Source organism: Polaribacter sp. HaHaR_3_91, assembly GCF_019278525.1.
GTDB lineage: Bacteria > Bacteroidota > Bacteroidia > Flavobacteriales > Flavobacteriaceae > Polaribacter.
The window spans coordinates 172,143-192,571 of record NZ_CP058986.1 but is presented as its reverse complement, the minus strand read 5'-3'; the positions used below and the strand labels follow the sequence as shown (position 1 = coordinate 192,571).

Annotated in this window: 20 protein-coding genes; 12 read left to right on the top strand and 8 right to left on the bottom strand. The window is 27.7% G+C overall.

Annotated features, from left to right (window positions below; all coding sequences use genetic code 11):
* The first annotated feature begins 2 nt into the window (after positions 1-2).
* Genes H0I27_RS00965 through H0I27_RS00950 form a run of 4 tightly spaced genes read left to right on the top strand, consistent with a single transcriptional unit; the run spans position 3 to position 3,788 of the window.
* Positions 3-902 (top strand): alpha/beta hydrolase, encoded by a 900-nt coding sequence (locus H0I27_RS00965; protein ID WP_218732084.1) that lies wholly within the window; start codon positions 3-5, stop codon positions 900-902.
* Positions 883-1,314, top strand: a complete 432-nt coding sequence (gene dut, locus H0I27_RS00960) for a dUTP diphosphatase (RefSeq protein ID WP_218732083.1) — start codon at positions 883-885, stop codon at positions 1,312-1,314. Before H0I27_RS00965 ends, dut begins: the two co-directional genes overlap by 20 nt.
* A 17-nt stretch (positions 1,315-1,331) precedes the next feature.
* Complete coding sequence (locus H0I27_RS00955; protein WP_218732082.1) at positions 1,332-2,795, top strand: MBOAT family protein; 1,464 nt, start codon at positions 1,332-1,334, stop codon at positions 2,793-2,795.
* Positions 2,796-2,798: 3 nt separating this feature from the next.
* Positions 2,799-3,788 (top strand): hypothetical protein, encoded by a 990-nt coding sequence (locus H0I27_RS00950; RefSeq protein ID WP_218732081.1) that lies wholly within the window; start codon positions 2,799-2,801, stop codon positions 3,786-3,788.
* A 31-nt stretch (positions 3,789-3,819) separates the two neighbouring features.
* Here H0I27_RS00950 and H0I27_RS00945 read toward each other — a convergent pair whose 3' ends face one another.
* Positions 3,820-4,536 (bottom strand): LytTR family DNA-binding domain-containing protein, encoded by a 717-nt coding sequence (locus H0I27_RS00945; RefSeq protein ID WP_218732080.1) that lies wholly within the window; start codon positions 4,534-4,536, stop codon positions 3,820-3,822.
* Positions 4,537-4,809: 273 nt separating this feature from the next.
* Here H0I27_RS00945 and H0I27_RS00940 point away from each other — a divergent pair, with 273 nt between their 5' ends.
* Positions 4,810-4,959 carry a PspC domain-containing protein gene (locus H0I27_RS00940; protein WP_165731376.1) on the top strand — a complete coding sequence of 50 codons (150 nt, stop codon included), beginning with the start codon at positions 4,810-4,812 and terminating at the stop codon, positions 4,957-4,959.
* A gap of 130 nt (positions 4,960-5,089) precedes the next feature.
* On the opposite strand, the gene recA is transcribed toward H0I27_RS00940, so the two are convergent.
* The gene (gene recA / locus H0I27_RS00935) at positions 5,090-6,097 is read right to left on the bottom strand and encodes a recombinase RecA (RefSeq protein ID WP_068447884.1); all 1,008 of its coding nucleotides are present in this window, start codon (positions 6,095-6,097) and stop codon (positions 5,090-5,092) included.
* 113 nt (positions 6,098-6,210) lie between these two features.
* On the opposite strand from recA, the gene H0I27_RS00930 reads away from it, so the two are divergent.
* Genes H0I27_RS00930 through H0I27_RS00920 form a run of 3 tightly spaced genes read left to right on the top strand, consistent with a single transcriptional unit; the run spans position 6,211 to position 8,392 of the window.
* On the top strand, positions 6,211-7,002 hold the full coding sequence (locus H0I27_RS00930; RefSeq protein ID WP_218732079.1) for an aldose 1-epimerase: 792 nt from the start codon (positions 6,211-6,213) through the stop codon (positions 7,000-7,002).
* 27 nt (positions 7,003-7,029) lie between these two features.
* Positions 7,030-7,818 carry an alpha/beta hydrolase gene (locus tag H0I27_RS00925; protein WP_218732078.1) on the top strand — a complete coding sequence of 263 codons (789 nt, stop codon included), beginning with the start codon at positions 7,030-7,032 and terminating at the stop codon, positions 7,816-7,818.
* A gap of 49 nt (positions 7,819-7,867) precedes the next feature.
* Positions 7,868-8,392: a pseudouridine synthase gene (locus tag H0I27_RS00920; RefSeq protein ID WP_254713177.1), complete on the top strand. Its 525-nt coding sequence runs from the start codon at positions 7,868-7,870 to the stop codon at positions 8,390-8,392.
* A 191-nt stretch (positions 8,393-8,583) separates the two neighbouring features.
* On the opposite strand, the gene H0I27_RS00915 is transcribed toward H0I27_RS00920, so the two are convergent.
* The 3 genes from H0I27_RS00915 to H0I27_RS00905 form a co-directional block, all read right to left on the bottom strand.
* Positions 8,584-9,171 carry a porin family protein gene (locus H0I27_RS00915; protein ID WP_218732077.1) on the bottom strand — a complete coding sequence of 196 codons (588 nt, stop codon included), beginning with the start codon at positions 9,169-9,171 and terminating at the stop codon, positions 8,584-8,586.
* 16 nt (positions 9,172-9,187) lie between these two features.
* Positions 9,188-9,970, bottom strand: a complete 783-nt coding sequence (locus tag H0I27_RS00910; RefSeq protein WP_218732076.1) for a membrane metalloprotease — start codon at positions 9,968-9,970, stop codon at positions 9,188-9,190.
* Positions 9,971-10,069: 99 nt separating this feature from the next.
* The gene (locus H0I27_RS00905; protein ID WP_218732075.1) at positions 10,070-11,122 is read right to left on the bottom strand and encodes a hypothetical protein; all 1,053 of its coding nucleotides are present in this window, start codon (positions 11,120-11,122) and stop codon (positions 10,070-10,072) included.
* A gap of 180 nt (positions 11,123-11,302) precedes the next feature.
* On the opposite strand from H0I27_RS00905, the gene H0I27_RS00900 reads away from it, so the two are divergent.
* Genes H0I27_RS00900 through H0I27_RS00890 form a run of 3 tightly spaced genes read left to right on the top strand, consistent with a single transcriptional unit; the run spans position 11,303 to position 15,311 of the window.
* Positions 11,303-11,812 carry an RNA polymerase sigma factor gene (locus H0I27_RS00900; RefSeq protein WP_218732074.1) on the top strand — a complete coding sequence of 170 codons (510 nt, stop codon included), beginning with the start codon at positions 11,303-11,305 and terminating at the stop codon, positions 11,810-11,812.
* A gap of 60 nt (positions 11,813-11,872) precedes the next feature.
* Positions 11,873-12,793, top strand: a complete 921-nt coding sequence (locus tag H0I27_RS00895) for a FecR family protein (RefSeq protein WP_218732073.1) — start codon at positions 11,873-11,875, stop codon at positions 12,791-12,793.
* Entirely contained in the window at positions 12,783-15,311 is a 2,529-nt protein-coding gene (locus H0I27_RS00890) for a TonB-dependent siderophore receptor (protein ID WP_254713117.1), read from the top strand. Before H0I27_RS00895 ends, H0I27_RS00890 begins: the two co-directional genes overlap by 11 nt.
* A 47-nt stretch (positions 15,312-15,358) precedes the next feature.
* On the opposite strand, the gene H0I27_RS00885 is transcribed toward H0I27_RS00890, so the two are convergent.
* The 3 genes from H0I27_RS00885 to H0I27_RS00875 form a co-directional block, all read right to left on the bottom strand.
* Positions 15,359-15,799: a GNAT family N-acetyltransferase gene (locus tag H0I27_RS00885; protein ID WP_218733724.1), complete on the bottom strand. Its 441-nt coding sequence runs from the start codon at positions 15,797-15,799 to the stop codon at positions 15,359-15,361.
* 129 nt (positions 15,800-15,928) lie between these two features.
* Complete coding sequence (gene rpiB, locus H0I27_RS00880) at positions 15,929-16,363, bottom strand: ribose 5-phosphate isomerase B (RefSeq protein WP_218732071.1); 435 nt, start codon at positions 16,361-16,363, stop codon at positions 15,929-15,931.
* Positions 16,364-17,107: 744 nt separating this feature from the next.
* Positions 17,108-18,013: a diacylglycerol kinase family protein gene (locus H0I27_RS00875; RefSeq protein ID WP_218732070.1), complete on the bottom strand. Its 906-nt coding sequence runs from the start codon at positions 18,011-18,013 to the stop codon at positions 17,108-17,110.
* Between the two features lie 115 nt (positions 18,014-18,128).
* Between H0I27_RS00875 and rnr the strand changes: the two genes are divergently transcribed.
* Positions 18,129-20,354, top strand: coding sequence for a ribonuclease R (gene rnr / locus H0I27_RS00870; protein WP_218732069.1), 2,226 nt, complete (start codon positions 18,129-18,131; stop codon positions 20,352-20,354).
* The last annotated feature ends 75 nt before the right edge of the window (positions 20,355-20,429 follow it).

Genomic DNA, 20,429 nt, shown 5'->3' with positions numbered 1-20,429 from the left:
ATATGAATAGAATAACCATACTTGCTATAACTTTTCTTCTTGTTTTTAACTCTTGTAAGATCAATAAAACTATAATAAAAAAAGAGATTACTGTAACAAAAAACACAGGAAAAACCTCTACAAAATCAACCAATGTTTCCATTTTACAAAAAACATTTGTTATTGATGGATTAAACGATATTGCACATAAAATATGGTTGTATTTACCTCCAGATTATACTACATCAACAGAAAAATACGATGTAATTTATATGCACGATGGTCAGAATTTATTTGATAATGCAACGTCTTTTGTTGGAGAATGGAGAATTGACGAAACCTTGAATGAACTTTACAAAAACACAGGAAAAAGTTTTATTGTTGTAGGTATAGAAAACGGTGGCGAAAAGAGAATTGAAGAATACACTCCTTGGAAAAACGAAAAATATGGCGGAGGAAAAGGTACTATTTATATCAATTTTTTGGTAAACGAACTAAAACCTTTTATCGATAAAAAGTACCGAACAAAACCTGCAGCAGAAAACACCGCTATTATTGGTAGTTCTTTAGGTGGTTTAATTTCTTTTTATGGTGGATTAAAACATCCTGAGGTTTTTGGTAAAATAGGTGCACTTTCTCCCTCTTTTTGGTTTTCTAATAAAGTAGTTAAATTTGCTGAAGAAAATGGGAATCAAAAAAATACTAGACTTTATTTATTAGCTGGTGATAAAGAAGAAGCTATTATGGTTACCGATACAGAAAATATGGCAGAACGCTTATTAGATATAGGATTTCCATCAGAAAACATAAAAACTAAAATTGCTCCAGAAGGAAAACACACAGAGTCTTTTTGGAAAGCAGAATTTTTAGAAGTAATTACATTTTTATTTAATTTAGAAAACAATGAACGTACAAATAATTAACAAATCGAAACACGCAACACCTAATTACGAAACAGAAGGCGCTGCAGGAATGGATTTAAGAGCAAATATTGAAGCAGCAATCACATTAAAGCCATTAGAAAGAGCTATTGTTAAAACAGGCTTATTTATAGCTTTACCAGTAGGTTTTGAAGCACAAGTAAGACCAAGAAGTGGATTGGCAGCTAAAAAAGGAATTACTGTTTTAAATTCTCCAGGAACTGTAGACGCAGATTATAGAGGGGAAATTGGAGTGATTTTAGTGAACTTATCTAATGATGATTTTGTTATTAATGATGGAGAAAGAATAGCTCAATTAATTATTGCAAAACACGAACGTGTAAATTGGCAAGAAGTAACCATTTTAAGTGAAACTGAGCGAGGTGCTGGTGGCTTTGGAAGTACAGGAGTTTAAATATCTTAAAATAAAAAATGCTCTTTAACTCAATTGACTTTGCAATATTCTTACCAATTACTTTTGTACTATATTGGTTTGTTACAAATAAAAATTTAAGATTACAGAACTTTTTAATCATAACAGCCAGTTATATTTTCTATGGTTGGTGGGATTGGCGTTTTTTATCTTTAATTCTTTTTAGTACTATAATAGATTATTCGATTGGAATTAGTTTATCAAACCAAAATAATCAAAGAAAGAGAAAAATTCTACTTTATATAAGTATTCTTATAAATCTTGGATTTCTTGGGTTTTTTAAATACTATAATTTCTTTCTAGATAATTTTATATCAGCTTTTTCATTTTTTGGAACTAAAATAAATGCAAGTTCTTTAAATATCATATTACCAATTGGAATTAGTTTTTACACCTTTCAAACATTAAGTTATACAATAGATGTTTATAAGAAAAAGCTTGAACCAACTAAAAATTTTATAGCTTTTTCTGCCTTTGTAAGTTTCTTTCCTCAGTTAGTTGCAGGTCCAATTGAACGAGCAACAGACTTACTACCTCAATTTTATATAAAACGACATTTCGACTATACAAAAGCAGTTGATGGAATGAGACAAATACTTTGGGGTTTGTTTAAAAAAATAGTAATTGCAGATAATTGCGCTCAAAATGCTAATATTATTTTTAATAATTCTTATGAATATTCAGGGAGTACTTTAATCCTAGGAGCAGTGTTTTTTGCATTCCAAATTTATGGAGATTTTTCTGGTTATTCAGATATTGCTATTGGAACTTCTCGTTTATTTGGTTTTAATTTGAAACAAAATTTTGCTTTTCCTTACTTTTCTAGAGACATAGCAGAATTTTGGAGACGTTGGCATATATCTCTTTCAACTTGGTTTAGAGATTATCTTTATATCCCCTTAGGAGGAAGCCGTGGAAGTATTTGGAATAAAATTAGAAATGTTTTTATTATATTTATTGTCAGTGGATTTTGGCATGGAGCAAAATGGACTTTTATAGTTTGGGGAGCATTAAATGCTTTATACTTTTTGCCCTTACTTTTACTTAACAAAAATAGAAATAATACAAATACAATTGCTGAAGGAAAATTTTTACCAAGTGTTAAGGAATTCTTTTTAATGTTATTAACGTTTACATTAACTGTATTTGCATGGATATTTTTTAGAGCAGAAAACATTAGTCATGCAACTACTTATATTTATGAAATGTTTTTGGGTTTAAATGATTACATTAATTACTATAAAACATATAGATTTATTTACAATCTTGGGACTCCTTATATTATTGTTTTTCTGTCATTTTTAATCATTGAATGGATAGGGAGAGAACAAAAATATGCTTTAGAAAAATTTGGTATTAAATGGAAACGTTATTTAAGATTTACATTTTATTATTTAATAATAATTATAATATTTTTCTTCACATTAAAAAAAGATCTATCATTTATATATTTTCAATTTTAAATTATGAAAAAATTTATATTTCAATCTATATTTATTTTTATTTTTCCATTTATTCTAATTATATATTCTATTAATTATGTATTAAATTTCCCTACAAAATATACTATTGATAAAGGGACTAATCATGTTTTAGTAAAATGGAATGAAATTAAAAACCCAAATGAACAATTCGATAATATCATCCTCGGATCTAGTAGAGCTTACAATGCTTATAATCCAAAAATAATTGATAGTATTACTAGTAATTCTACATATAATATGGCTACAAGCTCTCAAAATATAATAGAAAGTTACTATGTTCTTAAAGAAGTTTTAAAGTATCAAAGCCCTAAAAAAATTATTTATGAGATATTTGTTCCTCAATTTACTAACACAGATTTTTATCATATAATGTTAAATGCACATTTTATGTCTAATCAAGGTAAATGGGATATGATATTAAATGGATACCACCAAAAAGGTTTAACCAATATATTTAACCCACTTTTAAAACATAAACCCTATCTAAAAAATGAAATCACATCTGTTTTCAATTTAATGAAAAGTAGTACTCAAAATATTTCTAACACAGGATCTAATATTTCAAAAAACAGGTATTTGATTAAAGGATATATGTATGATAATTTTATAATTGACTCTATACAAGCTAGTAAAATGGGGCCTTTAACATACAATATTGACGATTCTTTAGCTATTTTTATCAAAGAAAAGTTAGAACTAATCATTAAATTATGTAATGAAAATAATATTGAATTAATCTGTGTTAGAGCGCCTTACCCAAGAACAAGAATTAATGGAACTTTAGAAGATAAATCTTCAATATTTTTTACAAATTTTTTAGATATAAAAGGAATTCCTTTTTATGACTTCAATTATTATAAAAATAATAATTTTTATGATTCCGATTTTACTGATCACCACCACATAAATAGTAAAGGAGCCTCTAAAGTATCTAAAAAATTAGGTGAAATTTTAAAAGAACTAAATCAATAAAAAAAAAACCATTTTAAAAATTTGATATCCTTTAAAAAGTAAAGGAGTTTTTTAATTTCGGAAGATACTCTTTTCCAATAGGTACAAAGTTTTCTTCTAAATCTATGAGCGCATCAGTTGGTTGCAAAAAAAGTTGTCCTTTTCTAGTATTTAACTTTTCAATACAATCTTTATTGATGATAAAACTCTTATGAATTCTAATGAATTTTTTAGGTAAAGTTTCTTCAAAATGTTTTAATGATTTTGAAGTTGATAACTTCTCTCCCGTAATATTAAAAACATTGGTATAGTTTCTTTCTGCTTGTAAAAAACAAATGTCTTTATAAGATAAAAGATGAATATCAGAGCTTGTTTTTACAGCAAGATGTGATTGTTCTTTTGTAAATTCTTTCTCAAAGAATAATAATGACTTTTGTAATTCTACTGGTTCAATTGGTTTACTTAAAAAATAAGATATTTGATTGTTTACTGCCTCTTTTGCATAATAATTATGTGAGGTTGTCATAATAATGGTTGGCAACTCCATAAAAAATTCTTTTAATTTAGGAATAAGCGTAAAAGAATTTTTATCATTTATTTCTACATCTAAAAAAATTAGGTCGGGTTTAGTTTTTAAAATTAAAGCAAATCCATCCTCTAAATTCGATGCAATATCTATAAGCTTATAATTAGAATGTTTGTCTAAAGTGGTTTTTAAATCATCAAGAGCTTCTTGATTGTCTTGTATAATTACGTATTTGTATTTCATATTCTCTTTTTAAAAGATAAAATTTCTAAAAAATAGACTTCATGCAAATTTATAAATAAAAAGTATTAAATAATAATTAATCAGGATAAACAATTATTTTTACAGGATAAAGGTTAAAATACTTTTCAATTTTAAAACATAATTTGAAGTGTTGTTATTAAATAATGCTTTTTTATTATATCTTTATGATTAAGTCTTCTATATAAAATAGGAATCTTCTTTTAGTGATATTAGAAGCTTAATGACCTTTATTAACTAACAAAAAATAAAAATATGATTTTAGGTGTTTCAGATTGGTTAAGTCCAAAAATAAATGTAGAAGCAAAGTATATTAGAATAGGCTTTGTAGTTGCCTTTTTATTCGCTGGTGTTGGATTAGGTTTATACTTAATCTTATGGATTGTAAAGTTGCTTTCTAAGTAAACCATTTAAAGTCTTATTCTATTAAATACAATAGATAAAATTAGAAAGAGAACATTTTAAAAATAAGAAAACTGCTATAGATTGATTACTTCTATAGCAGTTTAATAATAATAGTTAGAACTTTTAATATTTATTCTTGATTTTCAATAGCAATCTTTATTTTACCTTCAAGTTCTTCTGCTAACTCAGGATTGTCTTTAATTAAGCCTTTAACAGCATCTCTACCTTGCCCTAATTTTGTTTCTCCGTAACTAAACCAAGAACCACTTTTCTTAACAATACCTAACTCTACACCAATATCTAAAATTTCACCAACTTTAGAAATTCCTTGTCCATACATAATATCAAATTCTGCAATTTGGAAAGGAGGTGCTACTTTATTTTTAACAACTTTAACCTTGGTACTGTTTCCAATAACTTTGTCTCCGTCTTTAATTTGTGTTCTTCTTCTAATATCTAAACGAACAGAAGCATAAAATTTTAATGCGTTACCACCCGTTGTAGTTTCTGGATTACCGAACATAACTCCAATTTTTTCACGTAATTGGTTAATAAATATAACGGTACATTTTGTTTTAGAAATAGTACCTGTTAATTTACGTAATGCTTGAGACATTAAACGAGCATGTAAACCCATTTTAGAATCTCCCATTTCTCCTTCAATCTCCGATTTTGGAGTTAATGCTGCAACAGAATCAATAACCACAATATCAATTGCACCAGAACGAATTAAGTTTTCTGCAATTTCTAAAGCTTGCTCACCATGATCTGGTTGAGAAATAATTAAATTATCAATATCTACTCCTAAATTTTCTGCGTAAAATTTATCAAATGCGTGTTCTGCATCAATAAACGCTGCAATTCCTCCTGCTTTTTGAGCCTCTGCAATTGCATGTAATGTTAAGGTAGTTTTACCAGAAGATTCTGGTCCATAGATTTCAATAACTCTTCCTCTTGGATAACCACCAACGCCTAAAGCCAAATCTAACCCTAAAGAACCAGATGAAATTGCATCTATATCTTCAGTTACTACATCACCTAATTTCATTACAGCTCCTTTACCATAAGTCTTATCTAGCTTATCTAGAGTAAGTTGAAGTGCTTTTAGCTTTGCTGTTTTTTCTTTATCTGTCGCCATTAATCTTGCTTGTTTTATTTTTAAATAAGTCCGACAAGTTACAAAAAACTTAAATTAGTTTCCTAAAAAATAACAGTCAAATTTATTCTATTTTTACACAAAGCTTACTAACAATGAATTTTAAAGTATTTTTAAAAAATAAAGAGTGCACAGTTCACATAGAAAAAGGGGAAATCATCAGTTTTCAAAAAGATGATAAAGAATATATTCATCAAAAAGGAAACAAAGGTTGGCGTAATTCTGATGATGAAATGTTTCCGGTTATTGGACCAACTTCTAAAAATAATTTTAGAGTACATACCAAAAATGGAGATGCAATTCTAGATCAACATGGTTTGTTGCGTGAGTTAGAATATTCTTTAGTTTCTTCGGATGAAAACTCAGCTAAATTCATCAAAAAATACAAAAAGAATACACTTATTAACAATAGTAAGTTTCCTAAAAAATCTACAGAAGAAAATCTTTCTTGGCCTTTCGATTTTACTTTCGAAAAGAATTTTACCTTAGAAAATGATGTTTTAAACATAGAATTTATCATTAATTCTGATGAAGGAATGCCATTTATGTTAGGGTATCATCCGGCATTTATGCTATCTAATACTGGTAATGAAACTTTAATTTCTAATGATACAGAAATTACTTTAGCAGATGTTTATAAAGCTGGTTCAAATGCTTTTCCGGTTTTAAATGCTGATAAAATCATTTTAAAAAATATTGATAGAAACGATTTAGAAATTACTACAAAAGGGTTTCATAATTTTATGTTATGGACAGAAGTTGATAACATGCTTTGTATTGAGCCTATTACACAATATACATCTTACACAAATCAGAAGTTTTCTGAAGAAAATATGAGTATTTCTAAAGGTGAAAATAGTTTTTCTGTAACTATTAAAGTAATTTAACAACAATAATAAAATCTAAAATAAAAAATGAAATTTACCTTAATACTTAGCCTTATACTTGTCTTTTCTTGTAAACAACCTACTAATAAAACTACCATAGAAAAAGATAATAAAAGCATTGTAAAAGAAATAGAAAAAAGTTTTATCAAGACAACGATAACTTTTCCTTCTAAAGATAGTTTACCAATTACTGCAGATATTTTTAAAAATAAAGAGACACCAATTACTGTTTTATTATGTCATCAGGCAGGTTATAGTAGAGGAGAATACAAGGATTCTGCTATAGAATTAACTAAATTGGGCTATGCTGTTATGGCTATAGACCAACGTTCTGGTAAAACGGTTAATAATATAGATAATCAAACAGCAATAGCTGCTCGAGCAAAAGATTTAGGAGATACTTATTTAGATGCAAAACAAGATATTGAAGCTGCTATAGATTATATATACAACCAAAATGGCGGACAAAAAATTATATTAGTTGGTAGTTCTTACTCTTCTTCTTTAGCACTTTTAATGGGCGTAGATAATTCTAAAATTAAAGCCGTTGTTGCATTTAGTCCTGGTGAATATTTTAAAGGAATTGACATTAATAAAAGTATTAGTTCTTATAAAAAACCTGTTTTTGTTACTTCTTCTTTAAGTGAAAGTGCTGCCGTTAAAACATTAGTAAATAAAGTAGATTCTAGTTATTTAACGCATTTTATACCAGAAGTAAAAGGAATCCATGGTTCTAGAGCACTTTGGAAGACTACAGAAGGTAATGAAACGTATTGGGCTTCTTTTAATGCGTTTTTATCTTCTTTAAAAAACTAATAAATTGATAAAAAAACACCGTCATTTTATAATTCACAAACCTTGGGGAATGATTTCTCAGTTTGTAAATCCCGCAAAGCGGAAGAAAAAGTTATTAGGTGATTTACATGATTTCCCTGCAGGAACGATGGCAATTGGTCGTTTAGACGTGCCGTCTGAAGGATTGCTTTTATTAACAACTGATGGTAAAGTATCGGCAGAAATTAGATCTCATAAATACGAAAAAGAATATTACGTACAAGTTGATGGTATTATTACCCAAAAAGAAATTGAGCAATTACAAACCGGTGTAGAAATTGGTTTTAATGGCAAAAAATACATAACAAAACCTGGTAAAGCTTTTATAATAGACGATCCTAAATTTCCGCTTAGAAGCATGAAAATTAGAGATGAAAGACATGGACCAACAAGTTGGGTTTCTATTATTATTACAGAAGGAAAATTTAGACAAGTACGTAAAATGACGGCTGCAGTAGGCTTACCAACCTTACGTTTAATTCGTGTGCGAATTGGTAAAATAGAATTAGGTAATTTAAAAATTAGTGAAGTAAAAGAAGTTGATAATTTAATGTAACATTTATCACAAAAAAACAACTTTTATATTTCTATTTTTACGTTATGAACAATTCTAACACCACTTTATATATAGTAGCTGCTGTAATTATTCTACATTTTGTAGTGGGTTTTGGTTACTTAATTTACAAAATGACAAAAAAGGGAGATAAAAATTAATTTATCTCCCTTTTTTATATTTAAAATTTGTGTTTAAAAATCGAATCCTACATAAAGTTGCCAAACTCTATTTTTAGGCTTGTCTTCATCATAAATATCATTTTGACCTAAATGGTATCTAACTCCTAAACTAACGCCTGAATCACTTTTAAAACCAGCTCCTACATTCACTCCCCAATCAAAATTATTAGGTTCAAATTCTTTTTCTGTATCATATAAAATAAAACCAGAATCGAAGGTTTCTTTATGTGATATTGAAAAACCTATTTGAGGTCCTGCTTCTAAAAAGAAACTTTTTACAGGGTATAATTTTAGCATTAATGGCACATTTATATAGTCTAGTTTTTGGGTATACGTACTAGATCCATCTATAATTTTATAACCTTGCTTAGAGTACAAAATTTCTGGTTGAATAGAAATAAATTTACCTATAAAAGATTCCCCATATATACCAATATGATATCCATGTAATCTATCTGTTTCCGAACTACCATCAAAACTTACAGAAGACATATTATATCCTCCTTTAATACCTGCTGTTGCTTTATTTTTACTGTCTTGCGCATTTAATGATAATACACTTGTAATCATTAATGCCATTGTAATATATATTGTTTTCATTTTTCTATTTTTAAAATTATTTTCCACCATTGGCTTTTAAATCTTCTAAACATTGTGCGTCTAATGTTGGTACTTTTCCGCCAGAAAGCATATTGCCTATTCCTTGGCTTGTTTCTGCTGCCCAATACATTAAACAATCTTCTTCGTTACAGTGTTTTGGATGCTCTGTATCTTCATGATTACTTTGTAATTCACTTCCTAAATTTGTTAAACCTAAAAGATGGCCAAATTCATGATTAATTACTGAGGACTCTAATAAACTCCTTTCAGGTTCAAAAGCACCATTACTTAAACCATGAAGTGTTTCTTCGTAAATTACAAAAGAAGTGTTCCAATATGCTGCGCCCAAAATAGCACTAGAACTAGTATCTTTAGAAGATTTTCCGTTTACAAATAATACCCAAACAGCAATAGTTGTATCTGAACTGTATTTAGTTCTATGCTCTTTTTCTAAAGCTACTACTTCTTCTAAAGTATATGCTTCTTTATCTGTAAAAGAAATTTCTTGAGTTATATAGGTTACTCCTTCCGGTTTATTAGTTCTATTCGTAATAAAATTTTTAAAATTATTTATAGCTGTTTCAGAGGGTTTAAAACCTTCTATATATGCAATTTCAACAATCATTTTTTTAAAAATACCTCCAGAAAGTAAATCGTTTGCAGAAGAACCTGTTATTTGTCTGTTTGTACTTACATTTATTAAGTTACCTGTTTCACTATCTATTATTTCGTCTTCTTTAGAAGAACAAGAAAATAAAATACTGCAAACTAGAATTACTTTTAAAAGAATATTTTTCATTCTGATTTTATTAAAACTTTACAGCTATTACTTTAGGGGTATAGGGGCAATAGCTGCAAAGTTATCATCAACTAACTATATTTATTACTTAATAATCTTTTAAATCTTCTTAAAAGCTAAAGTTACAGAAGCATCAGTTTTACTTTTTAAAGTAATTAATGCACTGCTATAATTAGTGACAACCCAATCATTACCTAATGCACTTACTGCTGTATTGCTTGCAAAATCGATAGTTACAAAAGCATCTATTTCAGAACTTACTGTATAGGTTCCTTCAACTTCATTTAACGTTGCATTTACTACATCTTTGGCTACTACTTTTAAATCGTTTGTAAATTCTATAGACCAATCTGCATACTCATTTGCAGTATCTACACCTGCTGTAACAAATGATTCTACTTTAAATTTAGTTCCTGTTAAAATAGCCTCTACTTCTACTGCAGTTTCTTTTGCCTCGTCTTTTTCTTCTTCATATTGTACACATTCTGAAACCGCATTTTGAAATTCTGTATCACTATTAATTTCTGTTGAAGTACCGTTACTTAAGGTTACATTTATTGGATAATTTACCGCAAATAACTCATCAGATTGTAAATCTGTCATAAACGTATACAATTGTTCTTGTGATTGTAGAACCACTGTTCCTGTTTGTTCTAAACTTATACTATAAGTTAACATGGTTATAGGAAAATTGATATCTATACAAGAAATAGCATCTTTTCCATCTTCTTCTGCTTGCTCACATTCTTCCATTAAAGCATCTAATTCTGCTTGGTTATTTACAGTTACCTCTGTATAATTACTCGTTTTTACACGAATAGGAAAATTAAAAGTTACAGCGTCACTATCATCATTAAACTCTCCCATAATGTTTAAAACTGTAGAGAAATCTAATTTACTTATAAGCGTAATTTGTTTTCCGTTTACAGTTGCTGTTAATGGAAATAACAACTCAGTACATGCGTTTCCGTCTAAAAAATCATCTTCAGAACCATTATTTTTAGCAGCTCTTTCATAATTAGAAGCTGTTGGAGATGTAGATGAATTTGTGTTTGGGTTTGTACCTACTTGTTCACTTTCATCAGACTGACAAGATGTAAAACCTAATATTGCAGTTAAAGCAATTGCCGTAAATAATTTTAATGATTTCATAATAATAAATTTTGATATTTTTTGTTTTTTGTATTTATAAGTAAGACAACAGTAACTATTTATCTTACTTATTTTTTGAATAGCTATATTATTGCTGTCCTGTAAGTAAAACAACTAAACATTTATTTACCCTACCTTTGTCCTCAAAAAAAATGATATTTTTTATTTAATCCCCTTAATATGACTGATAAATCTCTTTGTGATGAAATCAATTTTAATGAGTTTTATACTTCTCATATTCAGTCTGCAAGTAATTTTGCTTATTATAAATCTGGTGATAAAAATGCCTCTTTAGATTTAGCACAAGAAGCCTTTATAAAAATATGGGAACATTGTTCTAAAATAGATTTTACAAAAGCCAAGTCGTACTTATTTACAGTTATTAACAATCTTTTTCTAAATAAAGTAAAACATCAAAAAGTAGTTTTTGAGTATGCTAAAAGCAGTCCTTATTTAGATGTTAATAACCAAAGTCCAGATTATTTATTAGAAGAAGAAGAGTTTAAAAACAAACTAAAAAATGCTATTGCAGGTTTAACAGAAGGAGATCGTGAAGTTTTTTTGATGAATAGGATTGATGGAAAAAAATACAGAGAAATTGCAGAAACGTTAGAAATATCTCAAAAAGCAGTAGAGAAACGAATGTCATCAGCATTAAAAAAGTTAAGAACTAAAATAGACGGAATTTAATATCAATTTAAGGTAGGGTAAACTACTGATTAGTTGTTTTATATATAGAAGTACAATATAATGAAAAAAGAAAAAGACATATTAAAATGGCTAAACAGAGAAATTTCTGATGAAGAACTAACGCATTTAAAAGAAACAAAAGATTTTAATACTTTAGAAAAAATAGCACATTATTCATCTCAAATAGATGCTCCTAAAGTTGATGTAGAAAAAGCCCTGGCAGATTTTAAATTAAAAACTGAAAATACCTCTAAAAAAGGAAAAGTTATTCCTTTTAATTATAAAAAACTCTATAAATATGCAGCAGCAGTGGTTGTCTTACTAACAACTTCTTATTTTTTTCTCTCTAATAATACTGATAATGCTATTTATAAAACAGCCTTTGCAGAAACAAAAAACTTTAATTTACCAGATAATTCTGAGGTAGTATTAAACGCAAATTCAGAAATTTCTTATGCGAAAGATAGTTGGCAAGAAAACAGAAATTTAACCTTAGACGGAGAAGCATTTTTTAAAGTACAAAAAGGAGAAAAGTTTACTGTAAATACAGAAGTTGGTAAGGTTACTGTACTTGGAACACAATTTAATGTAAAGGAAAGAGATAATTATTTTGAAGTAAAAACCTTTGAAGGTTTGGTAAGTGTTGTCTATAAAGATAGCTTGATTAAATTACCTAGAGGATCCATTTTTAAAGTAGTAAATGGCGTGGTAGATATTAACAATACTTTTAATATTAAAGAGAAATCTTGGTTGCAAAAAGAATCTAATTTTAAAAGTACAGCTTTGCGTTTTATTTTAGAAGAAATAGAAAATCAGTTTGGGTATACTATCGAAACTACAAATGTAGATTTAGATATTTTATATTCTGGTGGTTTTACACATACAGATATAGATATTGCTTTAAAATCTGTTACAATTCCGTTACAGTTATCTTATAAAATTGATGGTAAAAAAATTACTATCTTTAATTATGAGAAATAAGTATCTTCTTTTTTTTATCAGTTTTATACTGACTAATAGTCTTGTATTTTCTCAAAATTCTTCAGAGAAAAAGCCACTTGCATCAATTTTATTAGCGCTTGAAAAAAGTTATGATATAAAATTTTCTTATTCTGATAATGATGTAAAAAATATTTTTATACAACAACCAAAAAAAGATATTTCTATAGAAAATCTACTCTCTTTTTTAAATAAAGAAACTTTTTTACAATTTAAAACCTTAGACAATAGATATGTAACCGTTTCATTTTTAAATAAATACATTTCTGTCTGCGGAACCGTTTTAGATGCTAACTCCTTAGAACCTTTATTTTTAACTTCTGTAAAAGTAAATGGTTATAAATTAGGAACAACCACTAATAATAACGGTAATTTTAACTTAAAAAATGTACCGGCTAACGCTACTTTAACAATTTCTTTTATCAGTTTTAAAACAAAAATTATTACCGCAAAAGAATTGTTTTCTTCTAACTGTAAAGAAGTTTTTTTAGAAGAAGAAACAGAAGAATTATCAGAAATTATAATGCCTAAGTTTTTAACCGCTGGTTTGCATAAAAATACTGATGGTAGTACAGTTTTAGACACAGAAAAATTTGGAATTTTACCAGGTTTAATAGAACCCGATATTTTAAAAACAATTAAAATTCTACCAGGTATAGAAAGTATAAACGAAAGTATTTCTAATATTAATGTAAGAGGTGGTACAAATGACCAAAATTTAATGCTTTGGGATGGTATAAAAATGTATCATTCAGGTCATTTTTTTGGGCTTATTTCTGCTTATAACCCGTATTTAACAAAAAAAATATCTGTTACTAAAAACGGAACAAGTAGTGCATTTTCAGACGGGGTTTCTTCAACTATAAATATGGAAACATCTAATGAAATTACAAATAAACTTTCTGGTGGTGGTGGATTTAATTTGTTAAGTGCAGATGCTTTTGTACAAGTTCCTATAAAAAAGAATTTAGAAGCTCATATTTCTGCAAGAAGGTCGTTTACAGATGTTATTAACACTCCAACTTATAAAAATTATTTCTCACGCAGTTTTCAAGATAATTCTATTTCATCAAGCACTATTAATAACGCTGATTCTAAATTTTATTTCTACGATTACTCCTTTAAAGTTTTATATGATGTTAGCTACAATCATACTATTAGAGCCAATTTTATTCATATAAAAAACAATTTAGACTATCAAGAAAAATACACTACTAATACTACAACAATTGAAGAAAATAGTTCTTTAAAACAAGAAAATTTAGGAGCAAATATCAACTGGCATGCAAATTGGGATGCTAAATTTTCTACCAACTTATCTTTCTTTTTTTCAGATTATAGAATAAATTCTACAGATTATAATAAAGATTCAGATCAATATCAAACGCAGTTTAATAATGTGTTAGAAACGGAAGTAAAGTTAGATTCTAAATATGAGATTTCTGATGTTTTACATTTCACTAATGGATTGGTAATAAATGAAATAGGTGTAAAAAATACCACAACTGTAAATGCACCTACATTTTCTAAAACAGACAAAAATGTGTTGTTAAAAAGTGCCTTTTATACTGAAATAGAGTATCATAAAAAAAATACTTATGCAAGATTTGGAGTTCGGGCAAACTACTTTGATCAGTTTACAAAATTTGTTATAGAACCTAGAATTAACATCCGACAGCAATTAAATACAGAATTATCTGTAAAATTAGAAGGCGAATTAAAAAACCAAACAACAGCACAAAAAATAGATTTTGAAGATAATTTTTTAGGAATAGAAAAACGAAGATGGATTCTTTCTGATGATGAAAATACTCCTATTATAAAAAGTAAACAGGCTTCTTTTGGAGCAGCATATTCTAAAAATAAATTATATGTAGATATTACTGGTTTTTATAAAAAAGCAGATGGAATTACAGCTGTAAACCAAGGCTTTTATAACAATACACAAGCCGTAAATTCTATAGGAAATTATAAAGTAAAAGGGGTTGAGTTTTTAGTGAATAAACAAACTGAAAAAATTAGTACTTGGTTAAGTTATACGTACGCTAAAAACGATTATACATTCGATATTTTTAATCCTACAACATTTTCTAATAGCTTAGATATTACACATTCTTTAAGTGCAGCATTTAACTATAATTTTACTGAATTTTTTAAAATTTCTTTTGGTGGAGTTTTACGTTCTGGTAAACCTTATACAACACCTATTGATGGAAATGAAACCATAAAAAGTGGTAACAGAACTATTGTAAATTATAACAATCCTAACCAAGAAAAGCTAGATAATTTCTTTAGATTAGATCTTTCTGGAAGCTATAATTTTGATTTTTCTGATGTTATAAAATCCACTATTCGTCTAGGTTTTACTAATTTAACGAATAAGGAAAACATTATAGATTCTTATTATATTGTAGATGAAACTAGTAAAAACAATGTAAATAGAGTAAACAATTATTCTTTGCCTTTTACTCCTAATTTAAGCTTTAGAATCAACTTTTAAAAGAAAATAATTTACCTAAAATTTGATTAAATCGTGTTAAAAAACAATTATTCTCTATCCATTCTAATATGCGGAATACCATCTTCTAAATACTCCTCGCCTACTTGAATAAATTGATGCGTTTCATAAAATTTCTTTAAATATTTTTGCGCAGAAATAGTAATTTTATCAACCTTAAAATGAGTTTTTATTGCTTCTATAGAAACTTTCATTAAATCATGTCCAAAACCATATTTACGTTCGTTAGCAGCAACTACTACCCTACCAATACTAGCATTTTTAAAATAAACTCCTGGTTTAAAAATACGTGTATAAGCAATAATTTTATCATCTTTTAAACAAAAAACATGTAATGCTTTTTGATCTTTAAAATCTACATCTTGATATACACAATCTTGTTCTACCACAAAAACTTCAGATCGTAATTGAAGTATCTTATAAAGTTCTGTTGTATTTAACTCTTGAAAGGTTTTTATTTGAAAATTCATCATTTTAAAATCTTTATATTCTCTGTATAATTTTACTAAAAAAACAAAATCACTCAAAAAACAACAGTTATCAACACATTGTTACTTCGAGTGAAATTTTATTTTTTAAATTTTGTAACAGAAAGTTATTTATCCGGCACAAGAAATTTTTTGAACTCTATCTCCATGTCTACCACCTTCAAACTCTGTAGAAAGAAAAATATCTACAAAACCAATAGCTTGTTGTAAAGACACAAAACGTGCAGGGATTGTAAGAACGTTTGCATTATTATGTTGTCTTGTTAATGCAACTAATTCATTATTCCAACACAAAGCAGCTCTAATACCTTGGTGTTTATTAGCGGTCATTTGTGCTCCATTGCCAGAACCACACAAAATAATACCCATAGTTGCTTTACCACTTTCTACAGCATCTGCTGTTGGATGAATGGCATCTGGGTAATCCATAGAATCGTTTGTATTGGTTCCAAAATTTAGAACTTTATATCCTTTTTCTTCTAAATGTTTTATAATTTCGAATTTGTATTCTGTACCTGCGTGATCGTTACCAATGGCAATTGTCATAATAAATTGATTTTAATTGTGTTGTAGCAACAAAAATACAGAAACTAACGGTTATCAACAGTTATAAACAATCAAAAAATTAGCTTTTTTAATAACCTTTTAATTTTTAACTCTTTAGCTATGTTAGGTAATTGTTAAGAAGTATCGGTAAAGTTTTACAAGTAAATTTGGTATATTGAATTAAAATTATAATACAGCGAGCACTACCACATACACAACTTTATTTATGAGTTTTTGATAAAAGTTTATCAACATAAAATTAACCATTTGTTTACATCAATTTGGTTATTAACTATTAAGAGTTTTAGGTTAACTACTGTTTATAACTATTGTTAATAACTCTAATTTTAAATTGATTTATAAGCTTTTAAGTAACTCATAACTTGTCAATGATTTTTAATAACTGAAATTAAAAAATAAAAAGACATTTTTTTATAGTAGCTATTCACACACTATTATAACCATTATTGTTTTTTTTAAATTTAAAAAGAAAATATAATTATAATAAAGAATGTTTATAACTGTTGAAAACGAAAAAATGAAATAGGAGGAAAGCGAAAAGAAAAAGGAGAAGAAATTGACTTAACTTTTATTAGACTCTTTATTTTTCTGTTTATTGAGAATAAAAGTATTTTTAATATTTTAAAGTTGTGTTACCTTTTATAAAAACAAAAGAGCATTTTGTCTTTAATGTTTTTTTTCTTAAAATATAAGCTAGATAGAAATTATAAAGTTGATTTTTAATTAGTTCACTACAAAATTTATAGCCTTTTCAATAATTTTTACATGTACTTCTCCAGTTCCAATTATCTCACCATCAGCCTGAATAAAAGGTTTTGCTGTTTTTGGAACCACTCTAATTGCTTTAGTTTTATACGTTTCTAGTTTTTTATGATCTACAATTTTACCAGAATATAATTTAGGTAAATTTAAAATTAAATCTAAGATAGTCAGGTTTTTAGCTATGGTAATATCTAATAAACCATCTGTGCTATTTACATTTTTTGTAAACTGCATTCCACCACCAGAAAATTTACAAATACCAAAAACGGTCATTAAACAATTAGTTTCTAGAATTTTATCATCAAAAATAATTTTAAACACTGTTTTTTTATAAAGTAATAAACCAGCTATTCCGCTTAATATATAAGCTAAAGAGCCAAAACTTTTTAAAGTTTTTAGTTTATTAACAATGTAACCATCATACCCTAAACCAGCTACATTATTAAAAAAAACAGTTCTATTATCAGTTTTTAAAACACCAATATCTTGTAAAATAATATTCTTTTTATGAATAATTTCAATCGCTTTTTTAACGCTATTAGGTATGTTATAAGTCTTTATCCAATCGTTACCAGTTCCCTGTGGAATTACAGCAATAGTTATATCAGAAGTTTTTGCGTACCTTTGCGTCATTATTCCGTTAACTACGTTATGTAGTGTTCCATCTCCACCAATCGAAATAATATTTCTAAAACCTTGTTGAATTGCGGTATCAACCAATTCAATTTCGTGTTTAGAAAATTTTGTAAAAGCAAAAGAAAAGTCTATTTTTTTATTGTTTAATAATTGTTGAATTTCCTTCCATTGTTTAGAAAAATTCCGATTTCCAGAAATAGGATTTGCAATTATAAACCAAGATGTAGACATAAAAATAATAATTAAAGTAATGCCAAATTACAATTTTAGATTGATAACCATTTTTTAATAGCCAATCACAGTAAATAATTGTAATTTAGTATCATATAATAAGAAGTAAGAATTAATGACAAAAAAGAAGAAAAAAATATATAAAAAGAAAGGGAACGTTGTAAAAGACTTAACCAGAAATATATTTAAAGTATTAAAACAAGACAGCGAAAAATCTTATAATCATAAGCAAATTGCTGCAAAATTAAAGATTTCTGATACAGATGGTAGAACCCAGATAATTAAGAAATTAGCAGAATTAGCTGCAACCAAAGAAATAAAAGAAGTAGAGCGTGGTAAGTTTCAAATAAATGTAGATAGAAAATATTCTATTGGTACTTTAGATGTAACTTCTACCGGAAATGGATATTTTGTAACAGATGATTATGAAGACGATATTTTTATTCCGAATATTAATTTGGGTAAAGGTTTACATAACGATACTGTAAAAGCGTATGTTTATAAAAGACGTAGTGGAAAGAAATACGAAGCAGATGTTGTAGAAATTATTGAACGTGCAAAAACAGAATTTGTAGGTGTTTTACAAAAAAGTAAAACCAAAAATTTTGGTTTTGTAGTACCGGATAACAACAAAATGTATGCAGATATTTTTGTGTCTGAGAGCAAGTTGAATGGGGCAGTAGATGGCGATAAGGTACAAGCTACTTTGTTAGATTGGCCTAAAAACTCTAAAAATCCTTTTGGAAAAATTACAACCGTTCTTGGTAAACCAGGAGATCATAATACAGAAATGCATTCTATTTTATTAGAATATGGTTTGCCTTATGAGTTTGAACCAGAGGTTGAAAAAGAAGCAGAATCTTTACCAATTGAAATTACAGAAAAAGAAATTTCTAAGCGTAGAGATATGCGTAAAGATTTAACTTTTACGATAGATCCAAAAGATGCAAAAGATTTTGATGATGCATTATCATTCACAAAATTAGAAAATGGTAATTATGAAATAGGAATTCATATTGCCGATGTTTCTCATTATTTACAGCCAAAAACAATTTTAGACGATGAAGCTTATAAAAGAGCTACATCTGTTTATTTAGTAGATAGAGTAGTACCAATGTTACCAGAAATGTTATCTAACGGAGTGTGTTCTTTAAGACCACATGAAGAAAAGTTAACATTTTCTGCAGTGTTTGAATTAAATAAAAAAGCACAAGTAGTAGGCGAGTGGTTTGGTAGAACGGTAACATATTCAGATCAACGTTTTGCTTATGAAGAAGCACAATCTATTATAGAAAATGTTAAATTATCTGATGATGTTCAACCTTATACTATGCCAGAAGATATTTCTATTACAGATGAATCTTATGTAGTAGCTCCAGAAGTTGTAGAAGCTACTTTAAAATTAGATGAATTGGCTAAAATTCTTCGTAAAAAAAGAATGAAACAAGGCGCAATTTCTTTTGATAGAGTAGAAGTGAAGTTCAATTTAGATGAAGAAGCAAACCCAGTGGGTGTATTCTTTAAAGAATCTAAAGATGCTAACAAATTAATTGAAGAATTTATGTTGTTAGCAAATAGAAAAGTTGCTGAATTTATTGGTTTTTCTAAAGGAAAAGCTACCAACAATACATTTATTTACAGGGTTCATGACGAGCCAGATGTAGAAAAATTGGCTTCTTTAGAAAATATGGTTCGTAAATTTGGATACAAAATTAATACAGATACCAAAAAATCTACCTCAGATTCTTTAAATCAGTTATTAAGTGATGTGCATGGTAAAGCAGAATCTAACATGATTGAGACTTTAACCATTAGAACTATGTCTAAAGCGGTATATACAACTCAAAATATTGGGCATTACGGATTGGCTTTTGATTATTATAGCCATTTTACATCGCCTATTAGACGTTATCCAGATGTAATGACACATAGATTACTTCAACACTATTTAGATGGCGGAGATAGCCCAAAAGCAGATAAGTATGAAGAAAAGTGTAAGCATTCATCAAACAGAGAAGAATTAGCTTCTAAAGCAGAAAGATCATCTATTAAATACATGCAAGTAAAATACATGCAAGATCATAAAGATGAAATTTTTGAAGGTGTTATTACAGGAGTTACAGAATGGGGTATTTATGTAGAAATTTCTTCTAATAAATGTGAAGGAATGGTGAGAATTAGAGATATAAAAAGTGATTATTATATTTTTGATGAAAAGCAATATGCTATAGTAGGTCAAGCTTCTAAAAAACTATATCAGTTAGGAGATGATGTTAAAGTAAGAGTAAAACATACAGATTTAGAAAGAAAACATTTAGATTTTGCTTTAATAGAAGCTTAATATTTTAATGGTATGTGATTGATTTAAAATTCATTAACTAAATTTTAATACTTTAAGATTTTTATCTTTTTTATT

Bases quoted from the DNA above. Each gene is read 5' to 3' on its own strand.
- H0I27_RS00925 (WP_218732078.1), top strand. From the start codon at position 7,030: ATGAAATTTACCTTAATACTTAGCCTTATACTTGTCTTTTCTTGTAAA.
- H0I27_RS00945 (WP_218732080.1), bottom strand. From the start codon at position 4,536: ATGAAATACAAATACGTAATTATACAAGACAATCAAGAAGCTCTTGAT.
- H0I27_RS00920 (WP_254713177.1), top strand. From the start codon at position 7,868: ATGATTTCTCAGTTTGTAAATCCCGCAAAGCGGAAGAAAAAGTTATTA.
- H0I27_RS00900 (WP_218732074.1), top strand. From the start codon at position 11,303: ATGACTGATAAATCTCTTTGTGATGAAATCAATTTTAATGAGTTTTAT.
- H0I27_RS00905 (WP_218732075.1), bottom strand. From the start codon at position 11,122: ATGAAATCATTAAAATTATTTACGGCAATTGCTTTAACTGCAATATTA.
- recA (WP_068447884.1), bottom strand. From the start codon at position 6,097: ATGGCGACAGATAAAGAAAAAACAGCAAAGCTAAAAGCACTTCAACTT.
- H0I27_RS00965 (WP_218732084.1), top strand. From the start codon at position 3: ATGAATAGAATAACCATACTTGCTATAACTTTTCTTCTTGTTTTTAAC.
- H0I27_RS00895 (WP_218732073.1), top strand. From the start codon at position 11,873: ATGAAAAAAGAAAAAGACATATTAAAATGGCTAAACAGAGAAATTTCT.
- H0I27_RS00930 (WP_218732079.1), top strand. From the start codon at position 6,211: ATGAATTTTAAAGTATTTTTAAAAAATAAAGAGTGCACAGTTCACATA.
- H0I27_RS00885 (WP_218733724.1), bottom strand. From the start codon at position 15,799: ATGAATTTTCAAATAAAAACCTTTCAAGAGTTAAATACAACAGAACTT.
- H0I27_RS00915 (WP_218732077.1), bottom strand. From the start codon at position 9,171: ATGAAAACAATATATATTACAATGGCATTAATGATTACAAGTGTATTA.
- rpiB (WP_218732071.1), bottom strand. From the start codon at position 16,363: ATGACAATTGCCATTGGTAACGATCACGCAGGTACAGAATACAAATTC.
- H0I27_RS00940 (WP_165731376.1), top strand. From the start codon at position 4,810: ATGATTTTAGGTGTTTCAGATTGGTTAAGTCCAAAAATAAATGTAGAA.
- H0I27_RS00950 (WP_218732081.1), top strand. From the start codon at position 2,799: ATGAAAAAATTTATATTTCAATCTATATTTATTTTTATTTTTCCATTT.
- H0I27_RS00875 (WP_218732070.1), bottom strand. From the start codon at position 18,013: ATGTCTACATCTTGGTTTATAATTGCAAATCCTATTTCTGGAAATCGG.
- rnr (WP_218732069.1), top strand. From the start codon at position 18,129: ATGACAAAAAAGAAGAAAAAAATATATAAAAAGAAAGGGAACGTTGTA.
- H0I27_RS00890 (WP_254713117.1), top strand. From the start codon at position 12,783: ATGAGAAATAAGTATCTTCTTTTTTTTATCAGTTTTATACTGACTAAT.
- dut (WP_218732083.1), top strand. From the start codon at position 883: ATGAACGTACAAATAATTAACAAATCGAAACACGCAACACCTAATTAC.
- H0I27_RS00910 (WP_218732076.1), bottom strand. From the start codon at position 9,970: ATGAAAAATATTCTTTTAAAAGTAATTCTAGTTTGCAGTATTTTATTT.
- H0I27_RS00955 (WP_218732082.1), top strand. From the start codon at position 1,332: ATGCTCTTTAACTCAATTGACTTTGCAATATTCTTACCAATTACTTTT.